Below are 15,719 nucleotides of genomic sequence, written 5' to 3'. Positions count from 1 at the left end.
CGCTACCGCGCCGTGCCACCACCCATCGCCGCAAGCTGCACATACTGCGAGCCGCGCGCGCCGTGCGTGAAATCCAGCACGAAATCGCCCACGTCGACGCGGGCCTGCAGCGCGCGCCGCAGGTCAGCCGGGGTGGCCCCGCGCGGCGCGGCCAGCGCCGTGCGCACCAGCCAGGCCGCGCCAATATAGCCGGCTAGGGTGGCCGGCGAGGGGGGCTCGTCAAGGAACTGCTTCATCCGGCTCACGTGCTCCTTGACCACGCGCAGGGTCAGGTCCTGCGGCCCCGGGGCGATCTGCGTCAGCACGATGCCGCCGGTGTAGCCGGCGCCAAGAATCTCGCGTGCCGCCAGCGAATTGACCGCCGACAAGCCCACCAGGAAGCCATACCAGCCCCGCGCCGCCAGCGCGCGGCCAAGATTGCCGTAGGCCAGCGTATCGCCCGCCACGATCACCGCGGCCGGGCGCGCGGCGGCGATGCGTAGCGCCACCGCGCTGGCGTCGCTGCCCCGGCCTGCATCCAGCGTGAGTGCCTGCAGCCCCGCCTCCTGCTCGGCCTGGCGCCGCCAGGGCGTGCCGCTAGCCAGGCTGCCGGCCRCAAAATCGGGCACCACGGCCAGCACCAGCTGCTTGAGGCCATAGCTGCGCAACTGCCGGATGGCCGCATCTAGTTCGCTGCGGTAGTCGGCCCGCGTGTACCAGACGTGATCCGCCGCGAGCGACAGCCCCGACAACGGCGCCACGATCTGCACGCCGCGCCGGGCCAGCTCGGGCGAGGCGGCCAGCACCGGCAGCAGGGCATCGCTGGGGCCGAACAGCAATTCAGCCCGCTCCCCGTCGACCAGCGACAGCGCCTGCGCGGTGGCCGCGCGCGGATCGGCGTCGACCTCGCGCACCACATGCACCACGCGCGGTTCACGCGCACCGGCGTTGGCCGCATCGAACATCACTTTGGCCCCCGCCAGGTAGTCGCGCGCCAGATCGGCCTGGGCGCCGCCCCGGTCCACCAGGTGGCCGATCACCAGCGGGCGACGCGGCGGCGCCTGCGCCAGCAAGGAGGCGGGCGCCAGCATGGCGCTGCCAAGTGCGGCCAGGACCCGGCGGCGCGGCGGCCGTGCGGGGTTGGCGATCAGGGAAGAAGCGTGCATGGGAATCCGCCAGGCCAGGTGCAGAGCAATTGCAGGAATTGCAGGAATTGCATGATTGGGGAGAGCGCCGCGCAGCCTATACGGCCCAGGTGACGCTGGCATGACGCCGGGCATGTTCCGGTGCGTGGCGCGCAGCATGTCATGGGCCGCGGCTTGACCCCGGTCAACGCAGGCGCGGGCGGCGCGCCCTACGATGGGCCATCGAATCCACGACAAAGGCCGCTCCATGGCTGCGACTGCCCCCGCCCCGTTTCCCGACGCAATGTCCGTCCCCATTGCCGTATCGAGCCAATCCCGCACCTGCTCCGGCAATTGCGGCGCCGCCTGCACCGGCAAGCCGGCGGGACGGAGCGCGGCCGCGCCGGACCGGCATGCCTTGTCGGACTTTCGCGCGCTGGCGGGCCGCATGGATATCAACGGCCCGCGCTACACCTCATACCCGACGGCGGACCGCTTCCACGGCGGCTTCGGTGCGCAGGACTACCAGCAGGCGCTGGCCGATTGCGCTGCAAGCGCCACCCATGCCACCCACGCCGCCAACACGGCCAAAGCCGCCGCGCCGCTCTCGCTGTACGTGCACGTGCCGTTTTGCGAGAACATCTGCTACTACTGCGGCTGCAACAAGATCATCACCAAGGACCACCGCCGCAGCGCACGCTACGTGGACTACCTGGCGCGCGAGATGGCACTGGTGGCGCAGCAGCTCGGCACGCGGCGCGAGGTGGTGCAGTCGCACTGGGGCGGCGGCACGCCGACCTTCCTCGATCCCGCCGAGATGCGCCGCGTCATGGACGCGCTGCACCAGCATTTTCACCTGCTGCCCGAGGGCGAGCACTCGATCGAGATCGACCCGCGCCGCATCGGCGACGCGCAGATGGCGCTGCTGGCGGAACTCGGCTTCAACCGCATCAGCCTGGGCGTGCAGGATTTCGACGCCGAGGTCCAGCGCGCCATCCACCGCGTGCAATCGCTGGCAGAGACGCAGGCGGTCGTCGACGCCGCGCGCCGGCTGGGTTTCCGCTCGGTCAGCATGGACCTGATCTACGGCCTGCCGCACCAGACCACGGCGCGTTTTGCCGCCACCGTGGAGCAGGTGCTGGCGATGCGCCCGGACCGGCTCTCGGTGTACAGCTACGCGCACCTGCCGCACGTGTTCAAGCCGCAGCGGCGCATCGATGAAAGCGCACTGCCGGCCGCCGCCGAAAAACTCGACATCCTGGTCGGCACGATCGAGCAGTTGACCGGCGCGGGCTATGTCTACATTGGCATGGACCACTTCGCGCTGCCGGACGACGCACTCGCCGTGGCCCAGCGCGAGGGCCGGCTGCAGCGCAACTTCCAGGGCTATTCCACCCATGCCGGCCATGACCAGCTCGGCTTCGGCGTTTCGTCAATCGGCGCGGTGGCGGGCCGTTACGTGCAGAACGCCCGCACGCTCGATGACTACTACAGTGGCCTCGACGCCGGCGTGCTGCCGGTGATGCGCGGCTTCGCCATGCGCGACGAAGATCACTTGCGGCGCGATGTGATTGGCGCGCTGATGTGCAATGGCGTGTTGGAGTTGGCGGCGGTCGAAGCGCGCCACCGCATCGATTTTGCCGTGCACTTCGCCAACGAGCTTGCGGAGCTGGCGCGGCTGGCCGAAGACGGGCTGGTGCGCTGTGAGCCTGGCCGCATCGAGGTGACTCCGCTGGGGCGCTTGCTGGTGCGCCGCCTGGCCATGGTGTTCGACGGCTTCCTGCGCGAGGATGCCCGGCGCACGGAGCCCGCTGCCATCCGGAGCGCTGATGCGGGTACGCCTTTGCCAATGCCAACGCGCTACTCGCGCGTGGTTTGAGCCACACCGGAAAGCAAAAAGCCCGCGGCATGCCGCGGGCTTTTTGTTGAGAGCTGCTTGCGCTTACTTCGAAGCGTTGGCCATGTAGTCCACTGCGGCCATCACGTCGCCGTCGGGGCCGGCGTAGCCGCCCTTCGGCGGCATCACGCCCTTGCCCTTCAGGGCGAAGGCGTGCACGGCGTCCATGCCTTCCTTCAGGCGCGGCGCCCAGGCTGCCTTGTCGCCAAACTTCGGCGCACCGGCAACACCGGCTGCGTGGCAGGCGGCGCAGACTTGTTCGTAGACCTTCTTGCCCACTTCGGCGGAAGCCGGCGCGGCTGCTGCAGCAGCCGGTGCTGCGGCTGCAGGTGCCGCTGCCGGAGCAGCGGCTGCGGCAGGCGCCGCGGCCTCCGAGGCAGCAGCCGTAGCCGGAGCGGCGGCGGGCGCGGCGGGTTCCGGGAACTTGGCGCCACCGGCGTCGGCCATGTAGACCACGGCGCGGCCGAGTTCGTAATCGGAGTAGTCGTCGGCGGTGGTGCCGGCGCGGGCTTGCATGGCGCCCTTGCCATGCAGCACGGAGTTCAGCAGGCCGGCAAAGCCCTGGCCGATACGCGGAGCCCAGTCACCGGCGGTGCCGTACTTGGGCGCACCGGCAGCACCGGTGGCGTGGCAGGCCGCGCAGACTTCCTTATAGACCTGCTCGCCCGTCTTGTAGACGCGCGGCGCGTTCGGGTCCTTCAGTTCGAGCGAGGCGACCGGCTTGATGCGGTCATTGACAGCTTCCACGGTAGCGGTAGAACCCGCGCCTTCCTTGGCACCGTGTCCGACAAAGTTGACTAGCAGGATGATCACGATGATTGGCACCAGGAAGGCGGCAATCACCACAGCGATCAGCTGCTTGGGGGTCTTGATGGGAGACTCGTGTTCGTCTTGTGCGTTGTGGACGTCGCTCATACTCAACTCTCAATTTTGCAGGAAACCTGTGGCCGCTCGCGATCGGCTGCTTATGTGGCCGCTTGCTCGGTGGCCAATTCCCCCTGGCCAATTGCGCGCATCGGACTATTATCCGGTGCCAACTGCCCCGAAACGGGCCAGCCAGCAGGGCGCGGCACCATCATCCCCGGACCTGATGTGGACGTTGCGCAGCCCCGTTTTTACACAAATAACTCGCGATTATAGCCTCAAAGACCTACCGTATGGAGGCAAAAGCGGCTTCCAAGAGACGTCATCTGGCTGCACTTTTCAGCCCGGCGTGGACGTCTTTCGCCAAACACGGTATGCTATGCGACTTTCCGGCAGCGGCACTCGCACGCTGCCCGCGTTGTACCCCGTCATACCCTGTGCGCCCGTAGCTCAATGGATAGAGTACTGCCCTCCGAAGGCAGGGGTTGCTGGTTCGATCCCAGCCGGGCGCACCAATCCTGACAAGGGATTGCAGCACTTCCCCCCACTACCTTGAACGCCCACTGTAGCTAAATCTCAGCTAACTTCAGCGCCGGCACCTCAGTCAGCGGCCTGACCCACTGCGCCAGGTGGTCCGCCGACAGGTGCGCATACCGCTGGACCATTTCCATCGTTTCCCAGCCCCCCAGCTCCTTGAGCACCTGCAGGGGCGTGCCGCGTTGCACGTGCCAGCGAGCCGGCGCCATTGGTACTGCGGCCGATGCGCGCTTGTGCCTTGTATCTGTCCCCACGGCTGGGGGACGCGAATGCAGCGGGATGTGGTAAATCCGCGGCCTCATTACAAAAACTTACAGCGTGCGGCGTACGAGGGGACCTATGCTCCTGTTGCCCAGACACTTGGCCGAAAGCAACCATGAACCGCAAAGGCATCTCCCCCTTATTTCGACGCACTCTCGCGCTAGGCGCTGCGTTCGGCGTGGTGCTGGCCGGCACGCTTGCAACCGGCTGCACGGTCTACACGCCTGGTGTCGCGGTTCAGACACCTGCTGCGGTGGTCGTCGATCCAGGCCCGGGGCCGGGCTTCTGCCCACCGGGTCAGGCCAAGAAGGGGCGTTGCTGAGCAATCGATGGGCAGCAGCTTGTACGAGCAGTGTGTTTACTGAACTGAGGAGACTCTGATGAACAAGACCCGCGTACTATCCCTGATCGCGGCGGCTGTCCTGGCGACGGGCTCGATGGCGGCCTTCGCCCAGCGTGGCGGTGGTGGTATGGCCGGCGGGGCCAGAGGCGATTTTGGCGGCCGTTCGGACAGCCACATCAGCGGCAGCGGCCTGCGCAACTCCAACGGTCCGGACGCGGCAGACCGCGACAAGGGACGCGCACGCGCCGAGGATCGGAGCGAATCGCGTACCCGTACCTCCCACGGGAAGGCCCACGTGCATCGCAAGCATTGATCGCTACAAGTTGCGGGGCCCATGCTCAAGGCATGGGCCGTGAATGCATCGAGGCGGGCCGTATTTGTGCAGGGATTCAGGCCGCTTTGCACTTCCTGAATACCCGCAAGGCGCTATCTGGCGCAGATCCCGAATCTGCGGCACGTTCGGAAATTCCTTCTTGGCAGTTCTTGCCGCCGCATCACCCCAGCCTCCCCCCTTTCCTTGCCTCCCCGGCTTGAGCAGGCCTAGAGGATCAGCTTGTAGCCTTCGTGGCTGGCAACGAAGCCAAGCTTTTCGTAGAACCGGTGCGCATCCGGACGGCCCTTGTCGGTGGTGAGTTGCACGATGGCGCAACCGCGGGACATGCATTCCGAGATCGCCCAGTCGAACATCTGCTGGCCGAACCCTGCGCTGCGAAACGGCGCCGCGATGCGAACCGCTTCGATCTGCCCCCGCCATGCACCTCTGCGGGCGATGCCGGGTATGAACGACAGTTGCAGCGTGCCGATTACCGTGCCGCCATCCACGGCTACCACGAGACGCTGATTCGGGTCCGCAGCGATGGCGTGGAAGGCGGTCACGTACCTTTCGTCCACGGGCGTGCCGGCAATCTCCCGCTGGCTGCCAAGCGCATCGTCCGCCAGCAATGCCACGATGGCGGGAAGATCGGCCAAGACTGCTGACCGGAAGAGGATGTGTTCCATGTCAGAACCGGGGGTAGCGCAAAGCGGAAGGGTGAGTATATCGTCGCGCCAAAGGGAGCAAAAAGGAGCACGGAATGCGCTCAGGACAGTTCAGGATGCTTCGCTGCGAGATGCCTGGCGTGGAGGCCGTCGAGGCGAGCACGCGCCACACCTTTGCGCGGCATACCCATGAGCAATTCGGCATCGGCATGATCTGGCAGGGCGCGCACAGGTCGCACAGCGGGCGCGGCATGGTCGAGGCGGGCCCCGGCGACATGATCATGGTCAACCCGGGCGAGGTGCACGATGGCATGCCCATCGGCGACGCCGGGCGCTCGTGGCGGATGCTTTACTTCGATCCCGCATGCATCGCGCGGGCCAGCCTGGACCTGAGCGAAGGCAGGACGAGGCAGTGCGAATTCCCTAGCCCGGTCGTCAGCGATGCCGCGGTGGCGGCCAGCTTCCAGCAGCTCTATCTGCTCGTCACGGCCGGCGGCGGCGCTGGCTCGGATCTGCAGCGCGAGGCGATGCTGCTCACTTTGCTGGCGCGGGTGGCGGAGCCCGGCCTTGCGCGCAGCACAGGCGCGCAGGCGGGGGCGATCAATCGGGCGCGCAGCCTGATCGACGATGATCCGGCCGCGGCCGTCTCGCTGGCCGAACTTGCCGAGGTTGCCGGGCTGAGCCGGTTCCAGCTGCTGCGCGCGTTCTCCAAGGCAACCGGGCTGACGCCGCACGCGTACCTCTTGCAGCGACGCATCCATCTGGCTCGCGCGCTGATTGCGCAGGGCAAGGCCCTGGCCGATGCGGCAGCCGCCAGCGGCTTCGCCGACCAGAGCCACATGACGCGGATGTTCGTGCGCCAGTACGGCGTGTCGCCGCGCGCCTACGCGGCTGTAGTGACCTGAGCTGCAATTTCGTTCAAGACCCGATGTGCCGGCCCGGCTAGCCTGCTGCTTTTCCATAGCGAGGGCTGCGCATGCCGGGCAAGCGGGGAAGTTATCTGGGGTATTTCTATCTGACCCTTGCGATGGTGCTGGTTGGCAGCACCGTGATTGCCAGCAAAGTCATTGCATCCGGCTTGCCACCGTTCACGGCCACCGCGCTGCGGTTCGCGATTGCCTTGCCGTGCTTGCTGGGCGCATTGCGACTGACCGGCGCATCGTGGCCAAGGCCGCGCGGGCGTGACCGGATCACGCTGGCGGTGCAGGCGGCGGCGGGCAGCGTGGGCTATACGACGCTGTTGATCTCCGGTCTGCGCCTGACCTCGGCTGCAGATGCCGGCGTCATCATTGGTACGCTGCCCGTGGTGTCGGCGGTGATCGCGATCCTGCTGCTTGGCGAGCGGCCCCATCGTTTCCTGATGCTCGCGATCGGGCTGGCCACGGCAGGGATTGTCATGGTTGCCTTTCCTTACGGCGCTGGCAGCGGGCATTCCTTGCTTGGTAACGCGCTCGTCCTGGGAGCCGTAGTGTGCGAAGGGCTGTTCATCCTGCTCAACCGGCGGCTGGACCAGGCGATTGCGCCACTCGCGCTATCGGCGGTCATGTGCGGCATCGGGCTGGTCGCATCCGCGCTGTTCGCTGTGTTCGAGGCGCCGTGGACTTTGGCGTTTTCCACGCAGGCGGTGGCGGCGGTGATCTACTACGCAATCGTGCCGACGGTCGGCGGATTCCTGCTGTGGTACGCGGGTTCGGCGCGCACGAGCGGCAGCGAGGCAGCGCTGTTTACCGCGCTTGCGCCGGTGTCGGCGGTCGTCCTGGCGGCGGTCTTGTTGGGCGAGCGGGTCAGCGTGGCCCAGGTGGCCGGGGTCGGTTGCGTGCTCGTGGCCGTGGCTAGCCTGCTACTGGTGCGGCCGGCAAGCCAGGGTACGGTGCAGGGTCCTTGAGCGCAATCATGGCGCTGCGCGCGTTGTGCCGTTGATACAGCTGCGCGCGCCTCGGCAGGTTTCGGGCTGCGGCGGAACCGCCGCCGGCGATTTCCGGCGGCGCTCACGGTATGGCGCGTGGCGCATTTCAGTTTTGCGCCGCGCGGCTTGTCGAGCACGTGTCTTTCCGGAAAGTGCCATGGCCGTCGCGTAGCCGCGCCTGCGCGCGCTACGGCTGCCCGGCGGGAGGCACTGTCAATCGGCAAACAGAAGCATTTTCCCCCCTTAATTGCGCGCTTTCGCCCGATAGGCCCAATGCGTAAATGGCCCGCATCCAACGCCTCGGGAAGTCATTCCATGTGCAATATCGCAGACAAAGTGCCCCGCGAACGGACGCGCTGGGCCGTCGCTTACTCTCGGCCGCCAGGCGCGTGGGCAAAGCGCCTGGCGATGCCGCTGGCCGGCGCGGCAGCCCTGCTCGCGCTGGCGGGTTGCGCCCAACTGCCTGCGACGGCGAACGCACCGGCGCCGCAAAGCACGATTGCGAGCTTCGTGATCCCGCCGGATGCGCTTGGCGCGCGCGATGCGCAGCTCGCGGCCGTGCTTGCCAAGGCCGGCGCGCTGGCGGCCCGGCAGAAGCAGCCGGCGACCATCGTCGTCACCGCGCTCGGCCAGGACTTGCCCTACCTCAACCAGGCGATCTGGAAAGGCGTGCCGGCACAGCGCACCACCGCAGTCCAGCTCGAGAACATGACGGCCGGCGCAAGCCAGCCGTACAGCGTCGCGATCAAGACGGCGCAATCGCAATAACACAGCAACACCGCAGCAAGGAGCCGCAGCCGATGCACCGCCTCACCCTGTTTGCCGTCAGCCTGGCGCTGGCCATGCCGGCCCTTGCCACCGAGCCTGGCGCCGATGTCCGTCCTGCCTTGCCAGCGGCCGCACCGGCGCCGGACAAGGTCTATCCACCGCTGCCTACCCTGGCCATGTTGCCGCCCGCGAGCGGCAGTGACGAGCTCAGCGCGCCGCGCGTAGGCCACGCCGCCAGGGCCAGGATCAAAGCGCCGCTCGCGCCGGAACGCAAGAGCCTCGCGCCATTGGTGCGGCTGGTGGTTTCCGACACCTCGCGTGCGTACCTGGAGACGATCGGACGTCAGCTCGACCTGGCCTTGCAGCAGTCGTCCCCGCCCGGGCCGGCTGAAGATCATCGCCAGCGCCTGGCAAGCGAGGGCATCCATCGTGTCCGCTAACGCCCATACGATGGCAGCCGGCCCGCGCCAGCACTGCGGGCAGGCCGGCAGCTTGCTGGCGGTTTCGCTGCTGCTGTCGCTGTTGCTGTTCCACGGTGCAGCCCGCGCGCAGGATTGCTTCGAGCAAGCGGGCACCTACCAGGGCGTCAATCCCTCGGTGCTGCGTGCCATCGCGTGGTTCGAGTCGAAGGGCGATCCGGCCGCGGTGAACCGCAACGCGAACGGGTCGATCGACGTCGGGCAGTTGCAGATCAACTCAGTGCATTTCAACGACCTGGCACGCCACGGGGTGCCGAGCCGCGCGCTGACCGACTCGTGCGTCAACATCTATGTCGCCGCCTGGCTGCTAAAGCAAAAGATGGTGAGGCATGGCAACACCTGGCGCGCCATTGGCGCCTACCATTCCGAATCGCCGGGGCAACGCGACGCTTACGCGCGCAGCATCCAGCGGATCCTGGTGGCCTGGGGCGAGCTGCCGTCGGCCCGCTAGCGCATGGGTAGCGCATAGGAACGCATGGGAGCGGGCCGCACCCGCCCTTGCTATCATGCGTGCCATGCTGCCCGACATCACCATCCTCCACACCGAATACGAGATCACCGCGATCCGCGCGCAAGGCGCGGGCGGGCAGAACATCAACAAGGTGTCCAACGCGGTCCACCTGCGTTTCGATGTCCGCGCCTCGTCGCTGGAAGAAGGGCACAAGGCGCGGCTCCTGCAGCTGCACGACCACCGCATCACGCGCGATGGCGTGGTGGTGATCAAGGCGCAGCAACACCGCAGCCTGGAGATGAATCGGGAGGAGGCCGTGCAACGCCTGCACGACCTGGTGCGCAGCGTGGCTACGCCGCCGCGCACGCGCCGCCCCACGCGGCCTACCTTCGGCTCGAAGATGCGGCGCCTCGAAGGCAAGAGCCAGCGCAGCCAGGTCAAGGCGCAGCGCGGCAAGGTGGTGGACTAAGAGGCCGTTTCAAAAAGATGCTGGCGTCGTTGCGCGGCCTTGGCCGATCCACTTGTACTGTCTGCGGCCGCGCGCCTAGCCAGAACCGCTGCGCTTCATTTTGAAACGGCCTCTAAGGGCGGCGCGCCCACGCTGGCACCTTTGTCTCACGCCGCCGCCTGGCATCGAAGCTGACATCGGCGCCGATTAGGCGCCGACACTCAGGCGGCCAGTGGCAGGCGCACCGTCAGCGTGACGCCGCGCCCGCCGATGCCCGGGCTCAGGCTTACCTGGCCTTGCGCCGTCAGCACGATCTCCTTGACGATGGCAAGCCCCAGGCCGCTGCCTTCCTGGTTCGGCAGTGCGTTGCGATAGAAGCGATCGAATATCTTGGGCCGCGCTTCCGCGGGAATGCCGGGACCGTTGTCGCTCACCGCCAGGACGGCACTTTTCGCCTCGAGCGTCAGGGCCACGGTGACCTGGCCCTGCGCCGGCGTATAGCGGATCGCGTTGTCGACCAGGTTCGATACCACGGCCGCCATCATCCACTCGTTGACGCTCACCCGTGCACTGTCGACCGCCAGCTCGGCCCCCAGGTCGATGCCCTTGCGCTGCGCCAGCACCACCATGTCTTCCAGCACGTTGGTCACCAGCGGCACCAGGTCCGCGCCTTGTTGCGCGGCACCGGCACTGCGCGCGGCTTCGGCCTGCGACAGCAACAGCAGCTTGTTGGCCAGGTTGGTCATGGCCTGTGTGCTGGTCTCCATCGAGCCGAGGATCTCGCGCAGCCTGGCTTCATCGTCCACCCGCGCGGCAAACTCCAGCTGCGCCCCCAGCACCGCGAGCGGCGTGCGGATCTGGTGCGCGGCATCGGCAATAAAACGCTTTTGCTGGCGCACATATTCATTCAGGCGCTGGATGCACTGGTTGATCGCCTCGACAATGGGCCGCAATTCCTGCGGCAGGTCGATTGCGCTCACCGGTACCAGATCCATGGGGTCGCGTCCCGCCACTTCGTCCTTCACGCGCAGCAGCGGGCTCAGCTCCACCGTGAGCCCGATCATCACCAGCCCCACGGCCAGCACCAGCATCACCACTTCGCGCAGCAGCGCCGGCATGCGCAGGCTGCGAACCAGTTCGTGGTTGCCGATCAGTGTCTGCCCCACAGTGACGGTGACCTTGCGGGCCTCGCCGGAATCGAACATCGTGCGGGTGGCTTGCACGACCCGCACCGGCTGCGACTGGAAACGGGAGGAGTAGAACACGGGGCTGGCGGCGCCCGCCATCGGTGGCTGCTCGAAGCGCGGGTTGCCGGCCAGGATCCGGCCGCGATCGTCGACCACGTTGTAGAAAACGTGGTCGCCATAGGGCGAGTCGAACAGGGACAGCGCCGACGGTGGCACCTGCACCGTGATGCGTCCGTCCGCCCACGCGATGTGGCCCGCGATGACGTCGGCCGAAGCTTGCAGCGCGCGGTCTTGCACGCGGTTTGCGGTATCGGCCGCACTCAGGTAGGCGGCATAGCTGCTGATGCCCACAAAGCCTGCCAGCGGCACCAGCAGCCATAGCAGCAACCGTACGCGCAGGCTGTGGATCATTGCTTTTGCTGCAGCAGGTAGCCCAGGCCGCGCAGCGTCATGATGGTGGCCTGGCAGCCCTCGAGCTTCTTGCGGATGCGATGGATATAAATCTCGATGGCGTCCTCGCTAGCCTCCTCGTCGAGCGAGTACACGCCCGACATGAGGCTTGCCTTGGACACGGTCTTGCCGAGCCGCATCATCAGGATTTCCAGCGCGGTGTGCTCTTTCAGGCGCAGCGAAAGCAGCTCGCCCGCGACATAGAACTGCCGCGTGTCGGTGTTGTAGGTGAGGTCGCCGCAAGCCAGCTCGGCTTGCTTCTCCCCGGTCTGCCGCCGCGCCAGGGCTTTGATGCGCGCGACCAGTTCCCGCACCTCGAAAGGCTTGACGAGGTAGTCGTCGGCGCCCAGGCCTAGGCATTCCACTTTTTCGTCGATCGACGCGCTTGCGGTCACCACCAGTACCGGCACGTTGTTGCGGCGCGCACGCAGCCGGCGCAATACGCTCTTGCCGGCCAGGCGCGGGATCTGCAGGTCTAGCAGCACCACGTCGTAGCTTTGCGTCTGCAGCAACTGATCGGCGTACTCGCCGTCCAGCGCGGTGTCGACCATGAAGCGCTCTTCCTTCAGCAGCCTCGCGAGCCAGTGGATGAGCGAAGCGTTGTCTTCGATCAGCAATACCTTCATGAACCGCTCTGGTGAGGACCTACTGTTACCGGGGTCTCCTTTTACCACTGCCCGCCACGCCGCAGACACAGCACCGCATCGGGATATTCCCTGAGACGCGGCGAAAGCTGCGTGAAGGTTTGCGTTGCCTAGAATGCTTCGAACCCCGCGCTGTGGCCCCGGCGAGCGCGGAGGCACGCCGTAACCAGAGCCCAATCATGCCCCGGCCACCAAAACCTGGCGCCAGCAAAACAAGGGAGACAAAGATGAATGCACACAGGAAGGGCGCGCTTGCCGTGGCCTGCGCAGCACTTGCGGCACTTGCAGCACTTGCGCCTGCGCACACGGCGCAGGCGGCCGATGGAAAGCTGTCGATCATGGTGGGCGGCGCGACCAAGATCATCTACCTGCCAGCCAGGCTGACCGAGCAGCTGGGCTACTTCAAGGAAGAGGGGCTTGATGTCGAGATCCTCTCGCAACCGGCCGGGGTCGACGCCGAAAACGAACTGCTGGCCGGCGCGGTGCAGGGCGTGGTGGGCTTCTACGATCACACCATCGATCTGCAGAGCAAGGGCAAGGAAGTGGAGGCCGTGGTGGTGTTCGGCAAGGTGCCGGGCGAGGTGGAAATGGTRGCCACGCGTGCGGCCGGCCAGATCAAGAGCATGGCCGATGTGAAAGGCAAGACGCTCGGCGTGACGGGCCTGGGCTCGTCGACCAACTTCCTGACGCAGTACCTGGCCTTCAAGGCGGGTGTGGCGCCCAGCCAGTACACGGTGCTGCCGGTTGGCGCCGATAACAGTTTCATGGCCGCGATCCGCCAGAGCCGCATCGATGCCGGCATGACCACCGAGCCCACCATCTCGCAATTGCTCAAGACCGGCGAGGCGCAGGTGCTGGTCGACATGCGCACGGCCGAGGGCACCACCCAGGCGCTGGGCGGGCTCTATCCGGCCTCCAGCCTCTATATGCAGCGCGCCTGGGTGGAGGGACACAAGGAGCAGGTGCAGAAGMTGGCGCGCGCCTTCGTCAAGACCATGCGCTTTATCAAGACCCACAGCGCCGAGGAGATTGCGCAGAAGATGCCCAAGGACTACTACGGCAATAACCGCGAGCTCTACGTCAAGGCCCTGGGCGCCTCGCTGCCCATGTTCACGGACGACGGCAAGATGCCCGCCGGTGGCCCCGAAACGKTGCTCAAGGTGCTCGCCTCGTTCGATCCGACTGTCAAGGGCAAGCACATCGAACTGAGCCGCACCTTTACCAACGAGTTCGTCGACCGCGCTGCCAAGTGAGGCGCCAGGCGATCAACCGGTTCGCGCCGCCGGCGCGCGCGCACTGCAAGGAAACATCATGACCAATACCGTGCCGCAAGATGCGCCGGCCATCGAATTCGAGCGCGTCTCCTGCCGTTTCATCGCACCCGATGGCACTGCCACCGTGGCGTTGCGCGACTTCTCCATGCGTGTGGGCAAGGGCGAGTTCGTCGCTATCGTCGGGCCGACGGGATGCGGCAAATCGACCACACTGAGCCTGATCACCGGCCTGCTCAAGCCGAGCACCGGCGAGGTGCGCCTGATGGGCAAACGCGTGACCGGCATCGATCCGCGCATCGGCTTCGTGTTCCAGGCCGATGCGGTCTTCCCGTGGCGCTCGGTGCTGCACAACGTGGCGGCCGGGCCGCTGTTCCGCGGCGCCGGCCGCGACCAGGCCTATGGCCTGGCCGAGGAATGGGTGCGCAAGGTCGGCTTGGCCAAGTTCAGCAACCACTACCCGCATCAGTTGTCGGGCGGCATGCGCAAGCGCGTGGCGCTGGCGCAGACCTTCATCAACAACCCGCAGATCCTGCTGATGGACGAGCCGTTCAGCGCACTGGACATGCAGACCCGCACGCTGATGCAGGACGAGCTGCTGCAGCTCTGGTCGCAGAACGCCGGCTCGGTGGTGTTCGTCACGCACGACCTGGAAGAAGCCATCGCCATGGCCGACCGGGTCTTCGTGCTGACCGCGCGTCCGGCCACCCTCAAGCGTGTCTATGAGATCGACCTGCCGCGCCCGCGCGTGACTTCGGAGATCCGCTACGAAAAGCACTTTGTCGAACTGTCGCGCGAGATCTGGGCCGATCTGCGCGAAGAAGTCCACATCGACTGATGCGGCGCCGCCAACCGTAGCCAACGCCAATGCCAATACCAATACCAATACCAATACCAATGAATATGGAAGCAAACACGGCCCTTGCCGACGAACTCGACGTCTTTGAACGGGAAGCCAGGCTAGCCATGCGCCGGCGCCGCCAACTGATCATCACCCTGCGCATCGCCTTGCTGGTGGTGGCGCTGGGCGGCTGGGAGCTGGCGGGACGGCTGCACTGGATCGACCCGTTCTTCTTCTCCATGCCCTCGCTGATCGCGGAGCAGATCTACGACTGGTTCGTCAACGGCACCTCGCAGGGCCCGCTGCTGGAGCAGGTGGCGGTCACGCTGGAAGAGACCGGGCTCGGCTTCCTGATCGGCTCGGTCGCCGGCGTGATCTGCGGCATCGTGCTCGGGCGCAACAAGCTGCTGGCCGATGTGTTCAGCATCTACATCCAGATTGCCAACTCCATTCCACGCGTGGTGCTGGGCTCGATCTTCGTGATCGCGCTGGGCCTGGGCATGGCCTCCAAGGTGGCGCTGGCGGTGGTGATGGTGTTCTTCGTGGTGTTCGGCAACGCCTTCCAGGGCGTGCGCGAAGCCGACCGCTACCTGATCGCCAATGCGCAGATCCTCGGCGCCTCCAAACGGCAGCTGACCTTCGCCGTGGTAGTGCCGTCGGCGTTGAGCTGGATCCTGGCCAGCCTGCACGTCAGCTTCGGCTTCGCGCTGGTCGGCGCCGTGGTGGGCGAGTTCCTGGGTTCCAAGCAGGGCATCGGCCTGCTGATCGCCACGGCGCAGGGCGCCTTCAATGCCAGCGGCGTGTTCGCCGCCATGATCGTGCTGGCGGTGGTGGCGCTTGCCGCGGATTTCTTGCTGACCACGCTGGAAAACCGACTGCTTAAATGGAAGCCGGGCAACCTGGCCTGAGCTTACGTCGCGGCGGCACAGCGCAATAGCGCTACGCACGCGCCGGGAAGCCATCTCCCTTGCCCACGCCGACTCCCGTCGGCGTGGGCCTTTTTGCTTGGTTCGCCAGACTTCCTGCGAGCGCCCGCCCTCTCCCCCGGCCCCGCTCCCACAAGTGGGAGAGGGGCGCAGATCAGTGGCAATGAACGGAGCCGACGGATGGGCCAGCACCGCACGCCATGACGACGGCTGTCGCTCCCTCGCCCCTCAGGGGGAGAGGGCCGGGGAGAGGGGGGGCTTAGTCAATATGACTCCCCTGGGGCAAAGAGGGCTGGCCCGCCGCGAGGAATCAAACGCGGGTTAGCATGACTGCCAGAGCCGCATGGTGTGGACAGTGCCACACC

17 protein-coding genes, 1 tRNA gene and 1 pseudogene are annotated in these 15,719 nt (G+C 66.6%); 13 read left to right on the top strand and 6 right to left on the bottom strand.

Annotated features, from left to right (window positions below; genetic code table 11):
* Positions 1 to 2: 2 nt before the first annotated feature.
* Positions 3 to 1,145, bottom strand: a complete 1,143-nt coding sequence (locus AC1DS3_RS00995; RefSeq protein WP_477126544.1) for an ABC transporter substrate-binding protein — start codon at positions 1,143 to 1,145, stop codon at positions 3 to 5.
* A 406-nt stretch (positions 1,146 to 1,551) separates the two neighbouring features.
* On the opposite strand from AC1DS3_RS00995, the gene hemN reads away from it, so the two are divergent.
* On the top strand, positions 1,552 to 2,982 hold the full coding sequence (gene hemN, locus AC1DS3_RS00990) for an oxygen-independent coproporphyrinogen III oxidase (protein ID WP_477109322.1): 1,431 nt from the start codon (positions 1,552 to 1,554) through the stop codon (positions 2,980 to 2,982).
* A 63-nt stretch (positions 2,983 to 3,045) separates the two neighbouring features.
* Here hemN and AC1DS3_RS00985 read toward each other — a convergent pair whose 3' ends face one another.
* Positions 3,046 to 3,915, bottom strand: a complete 870-nt coding sequence (locus AC1DS3_RS00985; protein ID WP_441635720.1) for a c-type cytochrome — start codon at positions 3,913 to 3,915, stop codon at positions 3,046 to 3,048.
* A 388-nt stretch (positions 3,916 to 4,303) separates the two neighbouring features.
* Here AC1DS3_RS00985 and AC1DS3_RS00980 point away from each other — a divergent pair.
* Positions 4,304 to 4,379, top strand: a tRNA-Arg gene (locus AC1DS3_RS00980).
* 54 nt (positions 4,380 to 4,433) lie between these two features.
* Here AC1DS3_RS00980 and AC1DS3_RS00975 read toward each other — a convergent pair.
* Positions 4,434 to 4,601, bottom strand: a pseudogene (locus AC1DS3_RS00975) (tyrosine-type recombinase/integrase); the annotation flags it as partial.
* A 176-nt stretch (positions 4,602 to 4,777) separates the two neighbouring features.
* On the opposite strand from AC1DS3_RS00975, the gene AC1DS3_RS00970 reads away from it, so the two are divergent.
* Together AC1DS3_RS00970 and AC1DS3_RS00965 are read left to right on the top strand one after the other, a co-directional pair.
* The gene (locus AC1DS3_RS00970) at positions 4,778 to 4,984 is read left to right on the top strand and encodes a hypothetical protein (RefSeq protein ID WP_441635718.1); all 207 of its coding nucleotides are present in this window, start codon (positions 4,778 to 4,780) and stop codon (positions 4,982 to 4,984) included.
* 58 nt (positions 4,985 to 5,042) lie between these two features.
* A complete protein-coding gene (locus AC1DS3_RS00965) occupies positions 5,043 to 5,318 on the top strand; it encodes a hypothetical protein (protein WP_441635716.1) in 276 nt (91 codons plus the stop codon).
* Between the two features lie 227 nt (positions 5,319 to 5,545).
* Here AC1DS3_RS00965 and AC1DS3_RS00960 read toward each other — a convergent pair whose 3' ends face one another.
* On the bottom strand, positions 5,546 to 6,004 hold the full coding sequence (locus tag AC1DS3_RS00960) for a GNAT family N-acetyltransferase (RefSeq protein ID WP_441635714.1): 459 nt from the start codon (positions 6,002 to 6,004) through the stop codon (positions 5,546 to 5,548).
* A 95-nt stretch (positions 6,005 to 6,099) separates the two neighbouring features.
* Between AC1DS3_RS00960 and AC1DS3_RS00955 the strand changes: the two genes are divergently transcribed.
* The 6 genes from AC1DS3_RS00955 (at position 6,100) to arfB (ending at position 10,056) form a co-directional block, all read left to right on the top strand.
* The gene (locus AC1DS3_RS00955; RefSeq protein ID WP_441635712.1) at positions 6,100 to 6,888 is read left to right on the top strand and encodes an AraC family ligand binding domain-containing protein; all 789 of its coding nucleotides are present in this window, start codon (positions 6,100 to 6,102) and stop codon (positions 6,886 to 6,888) included.
* A 71-nt stretch (positions 6,889 to 6,959) separates the two neighbouring features.
* Positions 6,960 to 7,868 carry a DMT family transporter gene (locus AC1DS3_RS00950; protein WP_441635710.1) on the top strand — a complete coding sequence of 303 codons (909 nt, stop codon included), beginning with the start codon at positions 6,960 to 6,962 and terminating at the stop codon, positions 7,866 to 7,868.
* Positions 7,869 to 8,297: 429 nt separating this feature from the next.
* The gene (locus AC1DS3_RS00945; RefSeq protein ID WP_441635709.1) at positions 8,298 to 8,657 is read left to right on the top strand and encodes a hypothetical protein; all 360 of its coding nucleotides are present in this window, start codon (positions 8,298 to 8,300) and stop codon (positions 8,655 to 8,657) included.
* Positions 8,658 to 8,689: 32 nt separating this feature from the next.
* A complete protein-coding gene (locus AC1DS3_RS00940) occupies positions 8,690 to 9,097 on the top strand; it encodes a hypothetical protein (protein WP_441635707.1) in 408 nt (135 codons plus the stop codon).
* Between the two features lie 10 nt (positions 9,098 to 9,107).
* Positions 9,108 to 9,587 carry a lytic transglycosylase domain-containing protein gene (locus AC1DS3_RS00935; protein WP_441635861.1) on the top strand — a complete coding sequence of 160 codons (480 nt, stop codon included), beginning with the start codon at positions 9,108 to 9,110 and terminating at the stop codon, positions 9,585 to 9,587.
* Between the two features lie 55 nt (positions 9,588 to 9,642).
* Entirely contained in the window at positions 9,643 to 10,056 is a 414-nt protein-coding gene (arfB, locus tag AC1DS3_RS00930) for an alternative ribosome rescue aminoacyl-tRNA hydrolase ArfB (RefSeq protein ID WP_441635705.1), read from the top strand.
* A 200-nt stretch (positions 10,057 to 10,256) separates the two neighbouring features.
* Here arfB and AC1DS3_RS00925 read toward each other — a convergent pair whose 3' ends face one another.
* Both AC1DS3_RS00925 and AC1DS3_RS00920 read right to left on the bottom strand, forming a co-directional pair.
* Positions 10,257 to 11,633 (bottom strand): sensor histidine kinase N-terminal domain-containing protein, encoded by a 1,377-nt coding sequence (locus AC1DS3_RS00925; protein WP_441635703.1) that lies wholly within the window; start codon positions 11,631 to 11,633, stop codon positions 10,257 to 10,259.
* Positions 11,630 to 12,298: a response regulator gene (locus AC1DS3_RS00920; protein ID WP_441635701.1), complete on the bottom strand. Its 669-nt coding sequence runs from the start codon at positions 12,296 to 12,298 to the stop codon at positions 11,630 to 11,632. The genes AC1DS3_RS00925 and AC1DS3_RS00920 overlap by 4 nt, the downstream gene beginning before the upstream one ends.
* A 245-nt stretch (positions 12,299 to 12,543) precedes the next feature.
* Between AC1DS3_RS00920 and AC1DS3_RS00915 the strand changes: the two genes are divergently transcribed.
* From AC1DS3_RS00915 to AC1DS3_RS00905, 3 genes are read left to right on the top strand one after another with little or no spacing between them, the layout of a single operon-like run.
* Positions 12,544 to 13,569, top strand: a complete 1,026-nt coding sequence (locus AC1DS3_RS00915) for an ABC transporter substrate-binding protein (RefSeq protein WP_477126543.1) — start codon at positions 12,544 to 12,546, stop codon at positions 13,567 to 13,569.
* Positions 13,570 to 13,627: 58 nt separating this feature from the next.
* Positions 13,628 to 14,425: an ABC transporter ATP-binding protein gene (locus AC1DS3_RS00910; protein WP_043350663.1), complete on the top strand. Its 798-nt coding sequence runs from the start codon at positions 13,628 to 13,630 to the stop codon at positions 14,423 to 14,425.
* 47 nt (positions 14,426 to 14,472) lie between these two features.
* Entirely contained in the window at positions 14,473 to 15,336 is an 864-nt protein-coding gene (locus AC1DS3_RS00905) for an ABC transporter permease (RefSeq protein ID WP_174425798.1), read from the top strand.
* Positions 15,337 to 15,719 lie beyond the last annotated feature (383 nt).

It is taken from the genome of Cupriavidus sp. 01L46 (assembly GCF_056399905.1).
Note: the sequence above shows the minus strand (reverse complement) of the source record. Positions and strands in the feature narration are given on the sequence as shown.